Below are 16,798 nucleotides of genomic sequence, written 5' to 3' on the forward strand. Positions count from 1 at the left end.
CCTACCCTTTATAATTCTTCAATATCCTGTCTTAATTTTTTTAAAGCACCATAGATGCGTTTTTCAACTGCTTTTGTTGAAATGTCTAACAGTTCAGCGATCTCTTTAAATCGTTTTCCTTCAACTCTATTCATTAAGAATGCCACACGTTGGGCCTCTGTAAGATTGGCGATGGCTTTCTCTAATTTTTCTCTGTATTGCTTCTCTTGAAGTAGAAACTCAGGATTTATGTTAGTGCTTTGTTTTTGCTTGGTTTTTCGGTGTCTTAATACCACTTTTTGATGCGCAAATTCATTGAGCATTAAATTATTTGCTGTAGTAAATAAAAAGCTTCTGGCTTTATCTGGTGGTACTTTTGAACAGTTTTCCCATAACTTAACAAAAGCTTCTTGCATTTTATCCTGTGGATTTAATGTGCCTCCAAACTTATAATAAAGAAAGTCATGAAGGTCTTTGGAGTGTTTCCTAAAGATGGAGGAGAATAACTGTTCTTCGCAAATATGTTCTTTGAGTGGTTTTGACATTCTGTTTTGGTTGCGGCTAAGTTAAAAAAATTATTATGGTAGGAGTTTTTAAGTTTTAGTTGTTCTATTAAAAATATAAGTAATTGTTAAGTAAACTTAACCGTTAGTTTTAGTTTTTAGTTGGTTATAAAAGGATTGTTGGCTACAACAATCCTTTTTTGTGTTTTAATTTCTGCTTTTGGGCTTTATAAATACATCACAAATCGTTAAATTTGCCTCTTTAAAATTCTAAAAGAATATGTTTAATAATTTAAGTGAAAAGTTAGATAAAGCATTACACGTCTTAAAAGGGCATGGTAGTATTACTGAAGTCAATGTAGCTGAAACTTTAAAAGAAGTTCGTAGAGCCTTATTAGATGCCGATGTTAACTTTAAAATTGCAAAGGAGTTTACCAATAAGGTCAAAGAAAAAGCCTTAGGTCAAAATGTATTGACAAGCTTACAGCCTGGTCAATTAATGGTAAAGCTTGTAAAAGATGAGTTGACTGAGCTTATGGGTGGAGATGCAGAAGGTATTAACCTCTCTGGTAGTCCAAGTGTAATCTTAATGTCTGGTCTGCAAGGTTCTGGTAAAACTACCTTTTCTGGTAAATTAGCAAACTATCTCAAAAATAAAAAAACAAAACGCCCACTTTTAGTTGCTTGTGATGTCTATCGTCCTGCCGCAATTGATCAATTACATGTTGTAGGAGATCAAATCAATGTTGAGGTTTATAGTGATAAAGGAAATAGTGATCCTGTAGCCATTGCTCAAGCAGGTATTGCTCATGCAAAAGCTAATGGATTTAATGTAGTAATTATAGATACAGCAGGTCGTTTAGCTGTTGATGAAGCTATGATGACCGAAATTTCAAACATTCACAAAGCCATTCAGCCGCAAGAAACTTTGTTTGTAGTAGATTCTATGACAGGTCAGGATGCTGTGAACACTGCTAAGGCATTTAACGATATATTAAATTTCGATGGTGTTATCCTTACTAAATTAGATGGTGATACACGAGGTGGAGCTGCAATCTCAATTAAATCGGTTGTAAACAAACCAATTAAATTTATTGGTACAGGTGAAAAGATGGAAGCTATTGATGTCTTCTATCCGTCACGTATGGCTGATCGTATTCTAGGGATGGGAGATGTTGTCTCTCTTGTAGAAAGAGCTCAAGAGCAATATGACGAAGAAGAAGCTAGAAAGATTCAGAAGAAAATTGCTAAGAATCAATTTGGATTTGATGATTTCCTGAAACAAATTCAGCAGATCAAGAAAATGGGTAACATGAAAGACCTTATTGGAATGATACCTGGTGCAGGAAAAATGATGAAAGATGTTGATATTGACGATGATGCTTTTAAAGGTATTGAAGCCATTATCCATTCTATGACTCCTGCAGAGCGCTCTAATCCCTCAATAATTAACTCTAGTAGAAAGAAACGTATAGGAAAAGGTTCTGGAACTTCGGTACAGGAAGTTAACCAGCTTCTTAAACAATTTAACCAGATGAGTAAAATGATGAAGATGATGCAAGGCGGAAAAGGAAAAGCAATGATGCAAGCTATGAAAGGCATGAGATAATAACTCATGCTTTTTTTATATAATTAATCCACAATAACTAACACATGACAATTCTAGACGGAAAAAAGGTAAGTAACGACATTAAAAACGAAATTAAGCAACAGGTTGATAAAATGATAGCTAAAGGAGAGAAAGTACCTCATTTGGCTGCAGTAATTGTTGGAAACGATGGTGCAAGTTTAACTTACGTAGGAAGTAAAGTTAGAGCTTGTGAACGTGTTGGATTTGAATCGACTATGGTTCGTATGTCAAATACAACCAGTGAAATTGAATTGTTAGACAAGATAGAAGAATTGAACCAGAATGATGATATCGATGGATTTATCATTCAATTACCATTACCAAGACAAATTAATACTCAAAAAGTGTTGATGGCAGTGGACCCAAGTAAAGATGTGGATGGTTTTCACCCTGAAAACTTTGGTAAAATGGCCTTGGATATGAGCACATTTATTCCAGCTACACCTTTCGGAATATTAGAGCTTTTGGATCGCTATGGTGTGGAAACTGATGGTAAGCATACTGTGATCATTGGTAGATCACATATTGTTGGACGTCCGATGAGTATTCTAATGGGACGTAAGGGCTTTCCAGGAAATTCAACCGTAACTCTAACCCATAGTCACACTAAAAATATTACGCAAATAACATCTCAAGCTGATATTATTATTTCAGCCTTAGGAGTTCCAAATTTCTTAAAAGCTGAAATGGTCAAGGACGATGCAGTTATTATTGATGTTGGAATTACCAGAGTTGAAGACGAAAATTCTCCGAAGGGTTATGTAATCACAGGAGATGTTGACTTTGAGAATGTGAGTAAAAAGGCAAGTTATATCACTCCAGTTCCAGGAGGTGTAGGACCAATGACCATTGCCATGCTACTTAAAAACACACTGTTGGCTCGAGAGCAACGCATGTAAATAGCTTATTTAGTTATATTGCAGTATGATTAACCTGTCTGCTGCATTACACCGAGTTTTGATATTTAGTTGGGAGCATTTGTTGCCAATTGGAATTGCGACTGTTTTTGCAGTTGCTTTAATTCGATATGCCAAGCAAATGCCTACGGAAAAGCAACAACGCCTAATCCATTACATTGCTGTTTTTATATCCACCACTGTTATTGGGTTTCACGTTTATCATATGCTCTTTAGTACTTATGATTTTAGAACAGATCTGCCTTTGTATTTGTGTAGTTTATTAGGAATTCTAATTCCAATTTATACATACTATCGTCGCTACTGGATGTTTGAAATATTGGTGTTTTGGATTATTGCTGGAACCTTACAAGGTGTGATCACACCTGATATAGCAGTGGGTTTTCCTAGTTTTGATTATTTTAGGTATTGGATTGTTCATCTAGGATTATTAATTGTGATGTTTTATAGTATTTATGTTCTAGACTTTAAACCCAAATTAAAAAGTGTATTTAAATCGTTCTTAGCATTGCAGGTGTATGTTGGGTTGATGATTTTTATCAATTACTTGTTAAATGCGAATTATTTTTACCTGAACGAAAAGCCGAAATCAGCATCGCTTTTAGATTATTTTGGTGAGTGGCCATACTACATCATAGCTTGTCAGTTGATAATTATTCCTCTGTTTTTAATAATTTATTTGCCGTTCTATTTCCGAAGAACAACTACTTAGCAAATAACTGTTGTATATCTTTAAACGCCTTGAACTCTAAAGCATTTCCTGCAGGATCTAAAAAAAACATTGTGGCTTGTTCCCCAACTTGACCTTCAAACCTTATGTAAGGCTCAATAATGAACGACACACCTTTATTTGCTAGATTCTTAGCGAAATCTTGAAAAGTATCCCACGGTAAAACAACTCCATAATGAGGAACAGGAACTGATTTTCCATCGACTGGATTGGTATGGAGAGACGCTTCAGATTTTTCTTTATAATGTATAACCAACTGATGTCCAAAAAAGTTAAAGTCTACCCAGTGATCACTACTACGACCTTCTTCACAATGTAATACCTCTCTATAAAATGTTCTACATTCTTTAAGATTATGAACAGGAATTGCAATATGGAATGGTGAAATATTCGACATGATTTATCTTTTTTTGATAGTCGAAATTAACTATTTATTTTCAACCTTTCCATATTATCATATGAAAATCTAAGGTGTCAGAGTTGCTCTTTTCTTTAAAAGATCTAATTTTCTCTGGTACATTCTATTTTCCAGGTAGGAAACACTATTTTTTCGGTTGTGTCTACCCATTCGCCAATCCATTTATAGCCAGATTTGCTAATGTCGTAAAAGGTAAGTCTATAATACCCATCCATTCCGTTTGGAGCTTTTGATTCTCTGTACAAGACAATTTTGTTGTCTTCTGTCTTATTTCCTTCCCAGGTAGGCAACGAAGCTGTTGGAGATTTAGTTGAGAAAAAATGAACATACCATCTGCTACTGTCGGCAATATATTGTCTAATACTGCCAGTATGAGCGCCATCTGCTTTTAAGGTTTCGTCCTGCACAGCAGTACCATTCATGATATATTTCCACCTCCAAATCATGTCTTCAGTGTCATTCCATGAGCCATCCTGTTTCCGGGTTGTAGATTTACAATTACATGAACCAATTAAAGGATCAAAGTCTTTAATTTGCTCTGGAGCATCAGGATGAGGTTGTCCGAAAGGAAATTTTTCTGATGGTTCATAATCATATTGAGCAGCACAAACGTAAGTAGATAACATAAAACCAATAGTAAGTAATAACTTCATAATATTTTGTTTTTGATTGTATTCAAATCACGACAAAATATCTGTTCAACACTATGTAAATGCAGAGAATAGCATTGAATTTGCAGTAAAACGCGTTAAGAAAAACCAAATACTTAACTAAAAAAGTCCTTTACCGTTCTTAAGTTGCTTTTTGAAACGGGAACCTTCGTGTCGTTCTGAAGAATTACATTAGGTGTGTTAGCTAGATTTAATTCTTTAGCTAAACTCATGTTAACAATGGCCTTTCTGTGTACGCGCAAGAAGTTAGCGTTTAACTTTTCTTCCAGCGCTTTTAGAGAACTTCGCATTGTATAGGTTTTACTGGCTGTAGTATGAACTTTTACACAGTAGTCATCAGCTTCAATCCAACAAATATGATCTACTGGAATGATCTTACGTTTGTTCCCAATTTTAATGTTTAGAACCGTTGATTTTTCATCAACTTCAGCACTAAGCTGTTCATATAATTTAGCATTGGTCAATTTTAATTCAGATAATTCCTGTACTTCAATTTGGAGCTTTTCATTTTCAAAGTACAAATAGAGTATCATAGATATTGCTATATAACCAAGGGTATAAATAGGTGCCTTTTGATAGGTGAAAAAAGGAAGGTATTCTGCAAAGAGATCTGAAAAAGAGAATGCATCACCAGACATAAACATTTGACTCAATGAAATAATTAAAATATTAGTGAGTACCAGAACCACAATAAGTCCGGTTAATTTAAAAATTCCCAAAGTGCTCTTGTTTTTTGGGGATTGGGAGCGTATGTGCCAGATTAAAATAAGTGATAGTAATACCCAAACAATCCAACGGTAGGATTGTGTTTTTAAAACTTCGAAAAAAGTAACACCCTCAGCAACTTGAAATCTTTTAATGTAATACAACTGCTGTAGTGTTTCAAAAGTTATTGCTATGATGACAATTAAAGCAATAATTAAAATACTTCGTTTTGTATTTGATATTTTACTTAATTGTTCTATCACTTTGTATTCTTTTTTCTAAACTTTAATGGGTTTTCTTGGTAGTGCTTATTAGAGTCGGCAATTAGTGCGTTTAATGTTTTAAGTTCTTCTGAAGTCAATTCTCGATAATTCCCTATTGGAACATCCAATTCAATATTCATTATACGTACACGTTTTAAGGTTTGTACCTCATAGGTCAAATACTCACACATGCGACGAATTTGTCTATTTAAGCCTTGGGTTAATATAATACTAAAGGTATGGGAATTGATTTTTTTGACTTTACATTTTTTTGTGGTTTGACCTAACTCTTCCAAATAAATACCTCCTGACATTCGATTAATAAAGGTTTGAGAGATAGGTTTGTCTACAGTAACTATGTATTCTTTTTCGTGATTGTTACTTGCGCGCAATATTTTATTAACGATATCACCATCATCAGTTAAAAGGATAAGACCTTCACTAGGTTTGTCTAATCTTCCGATAGGAAAAATGCGTTTATGATAATTTATGAAATCAATGATATTATCTTTTTCAACCCGAGTATCGGTTGTACAAACAATACCTACAGGTTTATTAAATGCTAAATAGACAAATGATTCTTTAGTGTTTTTTACAATCTCACCATCAACACGAACCTCGTCATTAGGAGCTATTTTTGTTCCCATTTCCGGAACCACGCCGTTAATTGTGACACGACCAGCATCAATAAGTTTATCGGCTTCACGACGTGAGCAATAGCCAGCCTCGCTGAGATATTTGTTGATTCGTTTTAGATTTTCACTCATAAAGCAAAAGTACAATAAAGATTAATGACAACGAAGATCTAATTTAATTGGCAGCCATCATATAGTCTGCTAATCGTATGATTTCAGAGATAGCAAAGGCAACCAGAATGGTTAGAATAGCGATCTGATTTTTATACGTTTTATAGTTTTTAATAATAATCATATACGTGATAACCGGAATGAACATTGCTGTCTGAATTTCAGATAAATATGACCAATATTGTGTTTTGAAAATAAATAACACCAATATTGGTAACGCAATCAAAGTTGGTAACCATTTCTTATTTATAATGTTGTAAATCAAGAATATCAGGACTAAAAATCCGAAACTCAAAAAAGAAATGTCGAATAGAAAATCTCGATCAAAGAATGAGGATATAAAGCTTAAAATAAATCCGAGTAATATGACTTTTAAAAGTTTTGGATTAGTATTCTCAAATAACGCAATACTGATAAAAACAGCAAACGAAATTATAAGTTTTCCTATAGTCATCACTATTTATTTATCAATAAATTCGATGATATATTTATGAACTTCATTAGATTTTAAGCCATGACCAAACCCTTTAGTAGCAATAAGTTCTGCTTTTTTAAAGAAGGTTTTGAAATCTTCAGCATCATTATAAGGAATTATTTTATCAAATTCATCATGTATGACGAGTCCGTCTATATCTGTATCTTTCAAGAAACGGGCAGCATTAAAATGTTCAGGCTTTTCATTAAAACGTTCAATAATAAGTTCATCCATAGCTTTCGCTAATCGTCTATTGTAGCCCATCATGTCCACATAACGACTAAACACACCAACAAAATTAGAAGGTGCTCCTAAAAGCACTAACTTTTGAACAGATGGTAATTGGTATTTGCTATGAGAAAAAGCACTAGCCATACCACCAACAGAATGACCTACAATGGTATTAGCTTCAAACTTTTTTGCAACTATATGTATGCATTCGGCGTAAAGTATAGCGTTGAAAATTTTACCAGTAGAATTTCCATGAGCAGGAGCATCTAATGCAATGACGTTATAATCGAGAGTATGTAATTCTTCTATTAAAGGTTTCCACCTAACAGAATTACTTTCCCATCCGTGAGCGAGTAAAATAGTGTCTTTTTTTCCTATCCATCTGTAAGTGGAAATACTCAGATGTTCGTAATCAATATCCTCCTGAAAGGCTGTATCAAGAAAATCTTTATCTTCTTCTTTTAGTTTTAGTTTTCTCGGACTTGAAAACAATTTAATGGCTAGGTGTCCTGCGGTTCTTGGTGAAAAGTAACTCACTAAATTTATGGAAGAACCTATAGATTTGGCGATTAATGATTTCATTGGTCTTCTCTGTTTACAAGGTCCATAGAAAATGCAGGTGTGCAAATAGCTATGTATTCACAAACTTCGGTAAACGGATTAGAGTATTGAACTCTGGTGTTTTTTTCTATTTTAATAGATTGACCAGCTTGTAGAACTATAATTTCATCTTCGATGATAAATTGCTTTTTTCCTTTGATAATATAAGTGTATTCGTCAAATTCCGGAGTTTGGAAAGGTTCACTCCAACCAGCAGGCGCTATCATGTGAGCAATGCTTATTTGAGAATTTCCATCGGTTGCATTGCCAAAATGTTCTTCAATGAGTTTACCATCAGTAGTAGGAACTATGAAAGGACTGTCTTGTATGATAAATGGTTTTTTACTCAAAATAATATGATCTAATTACCAGTGAATTATAAAATATTTAATCTTAGCATGATCAGGTATCTGTACTGCATCAATATTAATTGACATATCATATCTCAAATTAGCTGGAAGCTCTTTTTTTTCAATTGTAAAAGAGGCATTGATTTCATTAACCGAAATCACAACTGAATTTATAAGTGTATTTATACTGGAAATTTTATAGTTGTCTTTTATGTCTTTAAACGTACTTAACGACGAAATATTTTTTTCGGTTTTATATTTTTCGCTTAAAATCTGCACACTTTTAATTACTGCTGTCGAGTCTAATGCTTGACTTGGTGTTAGACTTAATAGCTTTTTACCTTCGGAAGAATAAATGTCAATGTCATTGATATCATCAGAAAATTCATCTCCTTTTATAGCTGTGACAATAGAGTCGTTTGGAAATACTATCTCAAGATCTTTTACTTGAGTTGAATCGGTCAATAAACCAACATGTTGTTTGCTAATTTCAAAAGGATCTTGCTTTTTTTCCGGAGTACAACTTGTAATAATTAATGTAGCAAGAGTACTAATAGCAATGTGTTTTATGTATGTATTCACAAGAATTATATTTAGGGTAAAAATGATTTAAATGATATTATTTAAGCATCTTAGTTAAAATACCAAGAACACTTCTTATAACAGTAGGACTTGTCAAAACTTTAACAATAGGGTTTTGTCTGGTGCTTCTACTTCTTGATCTTGATGAGCGTTTTCTGCTTTCGGCTTTTTCTAAAGCCTCTTTTTCTTGACGCGCTTTTTCTTTTGCTTCTTCTGCTTCAGCAATTTCAATTTTTTTATTGAGCATTTCATAAGCACTCTCTCTGTCTACTTCCTTATTATATTTTCTCGCCAATTTAGATTTGGCAAGAAGTGCTGCTAATTCAGCTTCTGTCAATATATCCATTCTACTCATTGGAGCACGCATCATTGTTGCTGCCAAAGGTGTTGGTTTTCCTTTTTCATTTAAAGCAGAAACCAATGCCTCTCCAATCCCAAGAGAGGTTAGCACGTCTGCAGTATCGTAATATTTAGTATCTGGATAATTTTGCGCTGTTAATTTGATGGCTTTTCTGTCTTTTGCTGTGAAAGCTCTTAAGGCATGTTGAACTTTCAATCCTAACTGACCTAAAACTGCTTCAGGGACATCTGTAGGGTTTTGAGTTACGAAATATAGTCCAACACCTTTACTACGAATAAGTTTAACGATACTTTCAATTTGATTTAATAATGCTTTTGAAGCTTCATTAAATATCAAATGCGCTTCGTCAATGAACATGATTAGCTCTGGTCGGCCACTATCACCTTGTTCTGGGAAAGTAGAGTAGATCTCAGCCAGAAGACTTAGCATGAAAGTGGAAAATAATTTTGGTTTATCCTGGATATCGGTTAAACGAATGATATTAATATATCCTCTTCCGTTGTTGTCAACGCGTAACAGATCGTCAACTTCAAATGAGGTCTCGCCAAAAAATAACTCACCACCTTGCTGTTCAATTTCTACAACTTTTCTTAAGATTGCTCCAGTAGATGCTGTTGAAATCCGTCCGTAGGCTTCTGTAAATTCTTTTTTGCCTTCTTGTGTTGCGTATTGTAATATTTTCTTGAAGTCTTTAAGATCTAATAAAGGTAGTTTGTTGTCATCACAATATTTAAAAATAACTGCAACTACACCAGATTGTGCTTCTGTTAAATCCAGAATACGAGATAGTAGAACTGGTCCAAACTCACTTACAGTTGCACGAAGTCTTACACCATCTTGTTCAGAAAGTGTCATGATTTCTACTGGAAATGATTTAGGGTCAAAAGGTAAACCAATCTTTTCATGACGTTCGTCAATTTTAGTATGGCCAGGACTAGGCTGTGCTAATCCACTAAGATCTCCCTTGATATCCATTAGAAGTACTGGAACTCCTTTTTCGCTTAAATTTTCAGCTAAAACTTGAAGTGTTTTTGTTTTTCCAGTACCAGTTGCACCAGCAATTAAGCCATGTCTATTCATGGTTTTTAGAGGTACATTTACATAAGCATTAGTCAATGTTTCGCCATCTAACATAGCAGAGCCTAGTGTAATATACTCACCTTTATTCGTGTTTCCGTCTGTGATCTCTTTTAAAAAATCGTCCGTTCTACTCATAATTCAAAATTTGCATAAAAATAGTGTAATTTTAGTCAAGTTTAAAATCAGCTAAAATGAAAAATCCATCTCTTTTTATAATTGTTTTATTTGTCTTCGGAATATTCTCATGTCAACCTAAAAATAAGGACATCACTTTTCACAAATCTCATGAACCCAAAAAAGCACAAGCGCCTTTTAGTGATGTTGTTGAAGCTAATGGTTTTCTGTTTTTAGCAGGTCAAGTAGGAATGGATCATTCTACACGAACTTTAGTACAAGGAGGTATAGAGAAGGAAACAAAGCAATGCATAGAAAATATCAAAGCCGTTTTAGAGCATCATGAATTATCACTAGATCGTGTTGTTAAATGCACTGTGATTTTAAAAGATATAAATGATTTTACTGCATTTAATGAGGTGTACAAAACTTATTTCCCTAATAAACCAGCGCGAACAACATTTGCAGCTTCGGGATTGGCAGTAGGAGCTAGTATTGAAATTGAGGTTATAGCTGTAAAATGAAAACTTAGATATTCTTAAGGTTAACTCACAACTTTTAAGGTATATTTGCAAGCTATGACAAGAACTGAACGACAAGAACTTATTGATAAAGGATTGCTTTTACCTTTAATGGAAGAATTTTATACCATTCAAGGAGAAGGCTATCACAAAGGCACTGCAGCATATTTTGTTAGGATTGGTGGCTGTGATGTAGGTTGCCACTGGTGTGATGTTAAAGAAAGCTGGTTGGCAGAATTACATCCGCCTACTGAAACGGAAAAAATTGTAGAGAATGCTGCAAAATATAGTAACACTATTGTGGTAACAGGTGGAGAACCATTAACATGGGATATGACCGAATTAACAACTCAGTTAAAAGCAAAAGGGCTTCAGGTGCATATTGAAACCTCAGGAGCTTATCCATTAACAGGAACCTGGGATTGGATTTGTCTCTCACCAAAGAAAATGAAGTTGCCTACTGAGGAGGTGTATCAAAAAGCAAATGAACTTAAAGTCATTGTTTATAATAAGGATGATTTCCGATTTGCAGAAGAGCAAGCTGCAAAAGTGAATGATGATTGTATTTTGTATTTGCAACCTGAATGGAGTAAGCGTGATAAGGTTGTCCCTTTAATAGTAGATTATGTGATGGAGAACCCTAAATGGAAAGTATCACTTCAAACGCATAAGTATTTAAATATTCCATAAAAAAAAAGCTCTGATCATTCAGAGCTTTTTTTATGTTATAAGCTATGTTTATTTGGTAAATGGAACTGCAACTCTAACATTTCCCCAACCTAAATGCATGTGGACACCATCTTTAGATTCTTCGAAAACTATTCCAAAGGCTTCTAATGCGTCTTTACTTTCTCTAACAGGAACACTTAGTCTAGCCACATCATTACTTTCCTTGTAAAAATAACTACCCCAAACGTTTAGATCTTTATTAATAATAGCAGTCCATTCTTTTTCTCCGGGAATTACATAAAACGTGTATGTACCTGCAGGAACTTTAGTTTTTCCTAGCATCATTGGGACATATAGTGTTAACTCGGCAGCTTCATTAGCGCCTGTTCTCCAAACCTTTCCATTTGGAGCTAATTTCTCTAATGCACGACCTTTGAGTTGTGGTCTACTGTAGACTATTTTAATAAGTTTATTTGCCTCTTTCCAGTTAGAAGGAAAAGCTGATGCATCCATCGGACTTTTGTTTAAATCTGGAAATTCCTGAGCATTCATATTTACTGAAATAAGCATAATAAATGCCATAGCAATAGTTGAAATAATTGATTTTGTTTTCATTTTGTGTTTTTAATGTTTAAGATTTTGTAATGATAAACCACTTTGGTTTTTGTGTTGTATTAAAAGTCGAGAACTCATGTTAAAGTTTACAATTTCCGTGGAAAAACAATTTTTTAAATATGTTTTGATTACATATTTGTATATAAATTATTTTTATAGTTATATATTGTAATTAATGTAATGTTTTATATTTCTTAATTATAATCTTAGCATCATATTTGCTTTATCAAATTAAATAATTATTAAACGATATAAAGAATAAGATTATGTGTGGAATTGTATGTGCGTTTGACTTAAAACAAAAATCGGAAGACCTAAGATCTCAAATATTAGATATGGCTAAAACCATTCGTCATCGAGGTCCAGACTGGAGCGGAATTTATAGTGATGATAAAGCTATTCTGGCTCATGAGCGTTTGGCAATTGTAGATCCAGCATCGGGTAAACAGCCGCTGTTTAGTGAAGATAGAAAACTCATTTTAGCTGCTAATGGTGAAATTTATAATCACAGAGAACTACGTAAACAATTTGAAGGTCAATATGAGTTTCAAACTGAAAGCGACTGTGAAGTGATTTTAGCCTTGTACAAAGCGAAAGGCGTCGACTTTGTAGACGACATGAATGGCATCTTCGGATTTGCAATCTATGATGTTGAAAAAGATGAGTATTTCATTGCACGTGATCACATGGGAATTATTCCATTGTATATTGGTTGGGATAAATATGGAACTTTTTATGTAGCTTCTGAATTGAAAGCTTTGGAAGGTGTTTGCACAAAAATCGAATTGTTTCCTCCAGGTCATTATATGTCCAGTAAAGATGGAGAATTTGTGCAATGGTACAAACGTGATTGGACAGACTATGAAGCTGTAAAAGACAATGAAACCAATATAGCTAAAATAAAAGAAGCATTAGAAGCTGCTGTACACAGACAATTGATGAGTGATGTACCGTATGGTGTCTTGTTATCGGGTGGATTAGATTCGTCCATAACATCGGCTGTTGCAAAAAAATATGCACAAATGCGTATTGAAAGTGATGATACTTCTGAAGCATGGTGGCCACAGTTGCATAGCTTTTCAGTAGGATTAGAAGGCTCTCCAGATCTTGCAGCTGCTAAAAAAGTTGCTGATCATATCGGAACTGTTCATCATGAGATCAAATTCACCATTCAGGAAGGATTAGATGCTATTCGAGATGTGATCTATAAGTTGGAAACTTATGATATTACAACCATAAGAGCTAGTACACCTATGTATTTAATGGCAAGAGTCATCAAGTCTATGGGAATAAAAATGGTATTGTCTGGCGAGGGAGCCGATGAATTATTTGGTGGCTATTTGTATTTTCACAAAGCTCCAAATGCACAGGAATTTCATGAGGAAACTGTTAGAAAATTAAGCAAACTACATATGTACGATTGTTTAAGAGCGAACAAAAGTTTAGCAGCCTGGGGAATTGAAGGCCGTGTTCCGTTTTTAGATAAAGAATTTATAGACGTAGCTATGAGCATTAATCCTAAAGATAAAATGATCAATGGTGAACGTATGGAAAAATGGGTCGTGCGAAAAGCTTTTGAAGATATGTTACCAGAAAGTGTAGCATGGAGACAAAAAGAACAATTTAGTGATGGTGTTGGTTACAGCTGGATTGATACTTTAAAAGAACTGGTTGAATCTGAAGTGTCTCATGAGCAAATGGCTAATGCGCATTTCCGTTTTCCAATTCAAACACCACAAAACAAAGAGGAGTATTATTACAGAACTATTTTTGAAGAACATTTTCCAAGTGATGCAGCAGCATTTAGTGTGCCTCAGGAACCAAGTGTGGCGTGTAGTACAAAGATTGCTCTTGAATGGGATGAGGCTTTCAAAAACATGAATGATCCTTCAGGAAGAGCCGTAGCAAAAGTTCATGATGATGCTTATGTTAAAATTTAAGATTTGAATAGCTATTATAAACATTAGAGAAGACCAATCCATGATTGGTCTTTTTTTATTTACTTTTAATCAAAACAATATTTTTGTCTAAATCCTCTAAAAACCCTTGCAAAACCTATAAATGACAGATAGGTGACATTTAAATGACGTGTGAAAAACCAAGATTACTAATTAGATTTGCACTAACAAAAATGATATAAAATGAAACAGCCAACACTTAAAGAAAATTTATTATATCAGCGTAAGTTAAAAGGGTATACACAAGATGAACTTGCTGAAAAAACAACAGTTGGAGTAAGAACTATTCAGCGTATTGAAAAAGGTGAAGTGCAACCGCATTTGCAAACTGTAAAATTATTGGCTGTTGGTTTAAGTATTGAAGTTGAAGATTTAATTGTTCTTGATAATCCAAATGAAGAAGTTATTCAAAGAAAGTGGATGTTGCTATTTCATGGTACTCCATTTTTGGGATTAATTATTCCATTTGCAAATGTTTTAATTCCTTTATTTATATGGGTAGGTAAAGCCAATGATAATAAAGTATACGACCAACATGGAAGAGCCGTAGTGAATTTTCATGGGACGATTAATTTAATGGTTATTGTATCGCTCTTGTTGTTTTTTTTGATTCCAGGCTATAATTATTTTATTACTGGAGCAGTTTTTCTTTTCGGAATTATTGTTAGTATCATCAATATTTCATCTGCATTAAACAAGCAAACGTGTAACTACCCGTTATCCATTCCTTTTTTGAAACCACAAAAGGATTAACATTTTAAACATTTAGTCATATGTTAGGATTATTAGTCATAATAGTAGTCTCTTGGGTGCTCTTGCATTTCATTGAAAAGAAAAATATCGAGGTTTTAGGCATCATCCCTTATCCTAAAAGAATACTTCAGTTTTTGATTGGCATGTTGTTTATGGTTTTGCTTTGTCTTCTATGGATTGCAATTGAAACCTTTATTTTGAATGTCAATTGGCAACTAAAAAATGCTATTAATTATACCTTAATTTTTAAATCTTTTGTTTATCATATTCGATCTGCACTCACTGAAGATTTAGTGTTTAGAGGTGCTATCCTATACATACTTATACATAGAATAGGTGCGAAATGGGCGATGCTGATTTCTGCAATCATCTTCGGAGGTTATCATGTGTTTTCATATGGAATGACAAGTGATAGAATTATAGCTATTGCATATGTTGTTTTTGTAACGGGTTTGACAGGATACGTTTGGGCATATACTTTTTATAAATCGAAATCTATAATGTTAGGGTTAGGCTTTCATTTGGGATATAACTTTTTAATGACCATGTTTTATGATTCGATGCCTTACGGTGAGTTGATTTTTGAAGAGTTGTCCAAAACTAATTTGAACGATTGGAATTGGCTTTTTTATAGCCTAGTAAAGGGGATCTTTCCATCAATTATGACTTTATTATTTGTGAAATATATAATCAAATCAAACATTCAAATATTTAATAACGATAATGAAGACATTGCTAAATAAGTACCCGACTGCATCACATTTAATTTTGTCAATATTACTTTTTTCCTTAGCCTTGATATTAAGTAATATAATAAACAAAGGTGTTGTAAAAGAATACTTTCCATATACAGCTCCAATTTTATTAGGTCTTGCAACTTGGATATTATATAAAGCTGAAAACAAATCCTTATCAGAAATTGGTCTAAATTTAAGTTTAAGGAACCTCTCGTTTTTGCCATTAGGAGTGTTAATTGGAGTTATAGCTTTATGGGTGGCTAAATATGTCAGAGCATTGTATACTGACGAATCGCTTGTGATTAGTGAGTCTATAGACTATGTGTCTATCTTATATGCATTCTACTTTATTTTGCCAACTGTTGCTGTTGAAGAGTTTTTATTTAGAGGTTATTTGTTTAAGAAAACCATTAGTAAGACTAACGTGGTTATAGCCAATATTATTTTTTCTATGTTGTTCATGTTAATTCATGTTTTAGATGAAAACGTCATGCAAAATAGAGGTATGATGATTTTGTTAATTGTAAGTATACCAGTTGGACATTTATGGTTTTCTACGGCATTGTTGAAATCTAAAACCTTATTTTTTCCTATAGGACTTCATTTAGGAAACAATTGGGCAACTCGGCATTTAGTCACAAATACAGATTCAGGAGATAGTATTTTTTACACCATGAACAACGCTACATTTGATACTTGGCCTTATTTTATCGGTTTCATACTTTTATATAATGCTGTATTTCTTTTTATGACCTTTTTAATTTGGAAATGGAATGATTTTCCTGTTGTTAAAAACATGAATTCATAAGCAGAATTTTAGTTTTTTTTTACAGCAAATAACATTAAAAATATTACTTGTAAACGCTTTTGGGTTTTTGTAAGTTTTCTATAGCAGTTAAAAAACAGTAAAATCGATTTTAAGATGCTTTTTGATCGATTTAAGACACTTTTAAGTAATTAACAAATGTTGATAATTATTGTTTTCATTCGATAAAAAGCTTTTAAAATGCCTTAGAATTTCTTATCTTTGTTTGTGTTCAAAAGGATGCTGTTAGGCGTCTTTTTTTTATGCTGGTATGATTCGAAATTATATCAAAACAATTAGAAACTAAATTATTTCAATAACACAT

20 protein-coding genes are annotated in these 16,798 nt (G+C 33.5%); 9 read left to right on the forward strand and 11 right to left on the reverse strand.

What is annotated here, in order from left to right; genetic code table 11:
• Positions 1-8: 8 nt before the first annotated feature.
• The gene (locus Q0951_RS16660; protein ID WP_299339400.1) at positions 9-524 is read right to left on the reverse strand and encodes a sigma-70 family RNA polymerase sigma factor; all 516 of its coding nucleotides are present in this window, start codon (positions 522-524) and stop codon (positions 9-11) included.
• A gap of 238 nt (positions 525-762) precedes the next feature.
• Here Q0951_RS16660 and ffh point away from each other — a divergent pair, with 238 nt between their 5' ends.
• Genes ffh through Q0951_RS16675 form a run of 3 tightly spaced genes read left to right on the forward strand, consistent with a single transcriptional unit; the run spans position 763 to position 3,741 of the window.
• A complete protein-coding gene (gene ffh / locus Q0951_RS16665; RefSeq protein ID WP_299339403.1) occupies positions 763-2,091 on the forward strand; it encodes a signal recognition particle protein in 1,329 nt (442 codons plus the stop codon).
• A gap of 44 nt (positions 2,092-2,135) precedes the next feature.
• Positions 2,136-3,011: a bifunctional 5,10-methylenetetrahydrofolate dehydrogenase/5,10-methenyltetrahydrofolate cyclohydrolase gene (locus tag Q0951_RS16670; protein ID WP_299339405.1), complete on the forward strand. Its 876-nt coding sequence runs from the start codon at positions 2,136-2,138 to the stop codon at positions 3,009-3,011.
• Positions 3,012-3,036: 25 nt separating this feature from the next.
• Positions 3,037-3,741 carry a TIGR02206 family membrane protein gene (locus Q0951_RS16675; protein ID WP_299339408.1) on the forward strand — a complete coding sequence of 235 codons (705 nt, stop codon included), beginning with the start codon at positions 3,037-3,039 and terminating at the stop codon, positions 3,739-3,741.
• Here Q0951_RS16675 and Q0951_RS16680 read toward each other — a convergent pair.
• The 9 genes from Q0951_RS16680 to Q0951_RS16720 all read right to left on the reverse strand — a co-directional run bounded on the left by Q0951_RS16680 (position 3,734) and on the right by Q0951_RS16720 (position 10,436).
• Positions 3,734-4,156, reverse strand: coding sequence for a VOC family protein (locus tag Q0951_RS16680; protein WP_299339410.1), 423 nt, complete (start codon positions 4,154-4,156; stop codon positions 3,734-3,736). The genes Q0951_RS16675 and Q0951_RS16680 overlap by 8 nt on opposite strands.
• 104 nt (positions 4,157-4,260) lie before the next feature.
• Positions 4,261-4,830: a hypothetical protein gene (locus Q0951_RS16685; protein WP_299339412.1), complete on the reverse strand. Its 570-nt coding sequence runs from the start codon at positions 4,828-4,830 to the stop codon at positions 4,261-4,263.
• 113 nt (positions 4,831-4,943) lie between these two features.
• On the reverse strand, positions 4,944-5,816 hold the full coding sequence (locus Q0951_RS16690; RefSeq protein WP_299339415.1) for a LytTR family DNA-binding domain-containing protein: 873 nt from the start codon (positions 5,814-5,816) through the stop codon (positions 4,944-4,946).
• On the reverse strand, positions 5,813-6,583 hold the full coding sequence (gene rluF, locus Q0951_RS16695) for a 23S rRNA pseudouridine(2604) synthase RluF (RefSeq protein ID WP_299339419.1): 771 nt from the start codon (positions 6,581-6,583) through the stop codon (positions 5,813-5,815). The genes Q0951_RS16690 and rluF overlap by 4 nt, the downstream gene beginning before the upstream one ends.
• Before the next feature lie 43 nt (positions 6,584-6,626).
• Positions 6,627-7,076, reverse strand: coding sequence for a hypothetical protein (locus tag Q0951_RS16700; protein ID WP_299339423.1), 450 nt, complete (start codon positions 7,074-7,076; stop codon positions 6,627-6,629).
• A gap of 6 nt (positions 7,077-7,082) precedes the next feature.
• On the reverse strand, positions 7,083-7,910 hold the full coding sequence (locus Q0951_RS16705; RefSeq protein WP_299339427.1) for an alpha/beta hydrolase: 828 nt from the start codon (positions 7,908-7,910) through the stop codon (positions 7,083-7,085).
• Entirely contained in the window at positions 7,907-8,278 is a 372-nt protein-coding gene (locus Q0951_RS16710; protein WP_299339429.1) for a cupin domain-containing protein, read from the reverse strand. The genes Q0951_RS16705 and Q0951_RS16710 overlap by 4 nt, the downstream gene beginning before the upstream one ends.
• A 15-nt stretch (positions 8,279-8,293) precedes the next feature.
• A complete protein-coding gene (locus tag Q0951_RS16715; RefSeq protein ID WP_299339430.1) occupies positions 8,294-8,860 on the reverse strand; it encodes a hypothetical protein in 567 nt (188 codons plus the stop codon).
• 37 nt (positions 8,861-8,897) lie between these two features.
• Positions 8,898-10,436, reverse strand: coding sequence for a helicase HerA-like domain-containing protein (locus Q0951_RS16720; protein WP_299339432.1), 1,539 nt, complete (start codon positions 10,434-10,436; stop codon positions 8,898-8,900).
• Positions 10,437-10,492: 56 nt separating this feature from the next.
• Between Q0951_RS16720 and Q0951_RS16725 the strand changes: the two genes are divergently transcribed.
• Together Q0951_RS16725 and Q0951_RS16730 are read left to right on the forward strand one after the other, a co-directional pair.
• The gene (locus Q0951_RS16725) at positions 10,493-10,939 is read left to right on the forward strand and encodes a RidA family protein (protein ID WP_299339433.1); all 447 of its coding nucleotides are present in this window, start codon (positions 10,493-10,495) and stop codon (positions 10,937-10,939) included.
• A gap of 54 nt (positions 10,940-10,993) precedes the next feature.
• The gene (locus tag Q0951_RS16730; protein WP_299339434.1) at positions 10,994-11,626 is read left to right on the forward strand and encodes a 7-carboxy-7-deazaguanine synthase QueE; all 633 of its coding nucleotides are present in this window, start codon (positions 10,994-10,996) and stop codon (positions 11,624-11,626) included.
• Positions 11,627-11,674: 48 nt separating this feature from the next.
• Here Q0951_RS16730 and Q0951_RS16735 read toward each other — a convergent pair whose 3' ends face one another.
• A complete protein-coding gene (locus Q0951_RS16735; RefSeq protein ID WP_299339435.1) occupies positions 11,675-12,220 on the reverse strand; it encodes a DUF2911 domain-containing protein in 546 nt (181 codons plus the stop codon).
• Positions 12,221-12,486: 266 nt separating this feature from the next.
• On the opposite strand from Q0951_RS16735, the gene asnB reads away from it, so the two are divergent.
• The 4 genes from asnB (at position 12,487) to Q0951_RS16755 (ending at position 16,476) form a co-directional block, all read left to right on the forward strand.
• Positions 12,487-14,160, forward strand: coding sequence for an asparagine synthase B (asnB, locus tag Q0951_RS16740; protein ID WP_299339436.1), 1,674 nt, complete (start codon positions 12,487-12,489; stop codon positions 14,158-14,160).
• Between the two features lie 201 nt (positions 14,161-14,361).
• Positions 14,362-14,931 carry a helix-turn-helix domain-containing protein gene (locus tag Q0951_RS16745; RefSeq protein WP_299339437.1) on the forward strand — a complete coding sequence of 190 codons (570 nt, stop codon included), beginning with the start codon at positions 14,362-14,364 and terminating at the stop codon, positions 14,929-14,931.
• A 20-nt stretch (positions 14,932-14,951) separates the two neighbouring features.
• Positions 14,952-15,674: a CPBP family intramembrane glutamic endopeptidase gene (locus Q0951_RS16750; RefSeq protein WP_299339438.1), complete on the forward strand. Its 723-nt coding sequence runs from the start codon at positions 14,952-14,954 to the stop codon at positions 15,672-15,674.
• Positions 15,675-15,699: 25 nt separating this feature from the next.
• Entirely contained in the window at positions 15,700-16,476 is a 777-nt protein-coding gene (locus Q0951_RS16755; RefSeq protein ID WP_299339439.1) for a CPBP family intramembrane glutamic endopeptidase, read from the forward strand.
• Positions 16,477-16,798: the final 322 nt, after the last annotated feature.

The organism is uncultured Psychroserpens sp., assembly GCF_947501425.1.
GTDB lineage: Bacteria > Bacteroidota > Bacteroidia > Flavobacteriales > Flavobacteriaceae > Psychroserpens.

Coding starts and splice junctions, on each gene's coding strand:
- Q0951_RS16660 (WP_299339400.1), bottom strand. CDS start 524: ATGTCAAAACCACTCAAAGAACATATTTGCGAAGAACAGTTATTCTCC.
- ffh (WP_299339403.1), top strand. CDS start 763: ATGTTTAATAATTTAAGTGAAAAGTTAGATAAAGCATTACACGTCTTA.
- Q0951_RS16670 (WP_299339405.1), top strand. CDS start 2,136: ATGACAATTCTAGACGGAAAAAAGGTAAGTAACGACATTAAAAACGAA.
- Q0951_RS16675 (WP_299339408.1), top strand. CDS start 3,037: ATGATTAACCTGTCTGCTGCATTACACCGAGTTTTGATATTTAGTTGG.
- Q0951_RS16680 (WP_299339410.1), bottom strand. CDS start 4,156: ATGTCGAATATTTCACCATTCCATATTGCAATTCCTGTTCATAATCTT.
- Q0951_RS16685 (WP_299339412.1), bottom strand. CDS start 4,830: ATGAAGTTATTACTTACTATTGGTTTTATGTTATCTACTTACGTTTGT.
- rluF (WP_299339419.1), bottom strand. CDS start 6,583: ATGAGTGAAAATCTAAAACGAATCAACAAATATCTCAGCGAGGCTGGC.
- Q0951_RS16700 (WP_299339423.1), bottom strand. CDS start 7,076: ATGACTATAGGAAAACTTATAATTTCGTTTGCTGTTTTTATCAGTATT.
- Q0951_RS16705 (WP_299339427.1), bottom strand. CDS start 7,910: ATGAAATCATTAATCGCCAAATCTATAGGTTCTTCCATAAATTTAGTG.
- Q0951_RS16720 (WP_299339432.1), bottom strand. CDS start 10,436: ATGAGTAGAACGGACGATTTTTTAAAAGAGATCACAGACGGAAACACG.
- Q0951_RS16725 (WP_299339433.1), top strand. CDS start 10,493: ATGAAAAATCCATCTCTTTTTATAATTGTTTTATTTGTCTTCGGAATA.
- Q0951_RS16730 (WP_299339434.1), top strand. CDS start 10,994: ATGACAAGAACTGAACGACAAGAACTTATTGATAAAGGATTGCTTTTA.
- Q0951_RS16735 (WP_299339435.1), bottom strand. CDS start 12,220: ATGAAAACAAAATCAATTATTTCAACTATTGCTATGGCATTTATTATG.
- asnB (WP_299339436.1), top strand. CDS start 12,487: ATGTGTGGAATTGTATGTGCGTTTGACTTAAAACAAAAATCGGAAGAC.
- Q0951_RS16745 (WP_299339437.1), top strand. CDS start 14,362: ATGAAACAGCCAACACTTAAAGAAAATTTATTATATCAGCGTAAGTTA.
- Q0951_RS16750 (WP_299339438.1), top strand. CDS start 14,952: ATGTTAGGATTATTAGTCATAATAGTAGTCTCTTGGGTGCTCTTGCAT.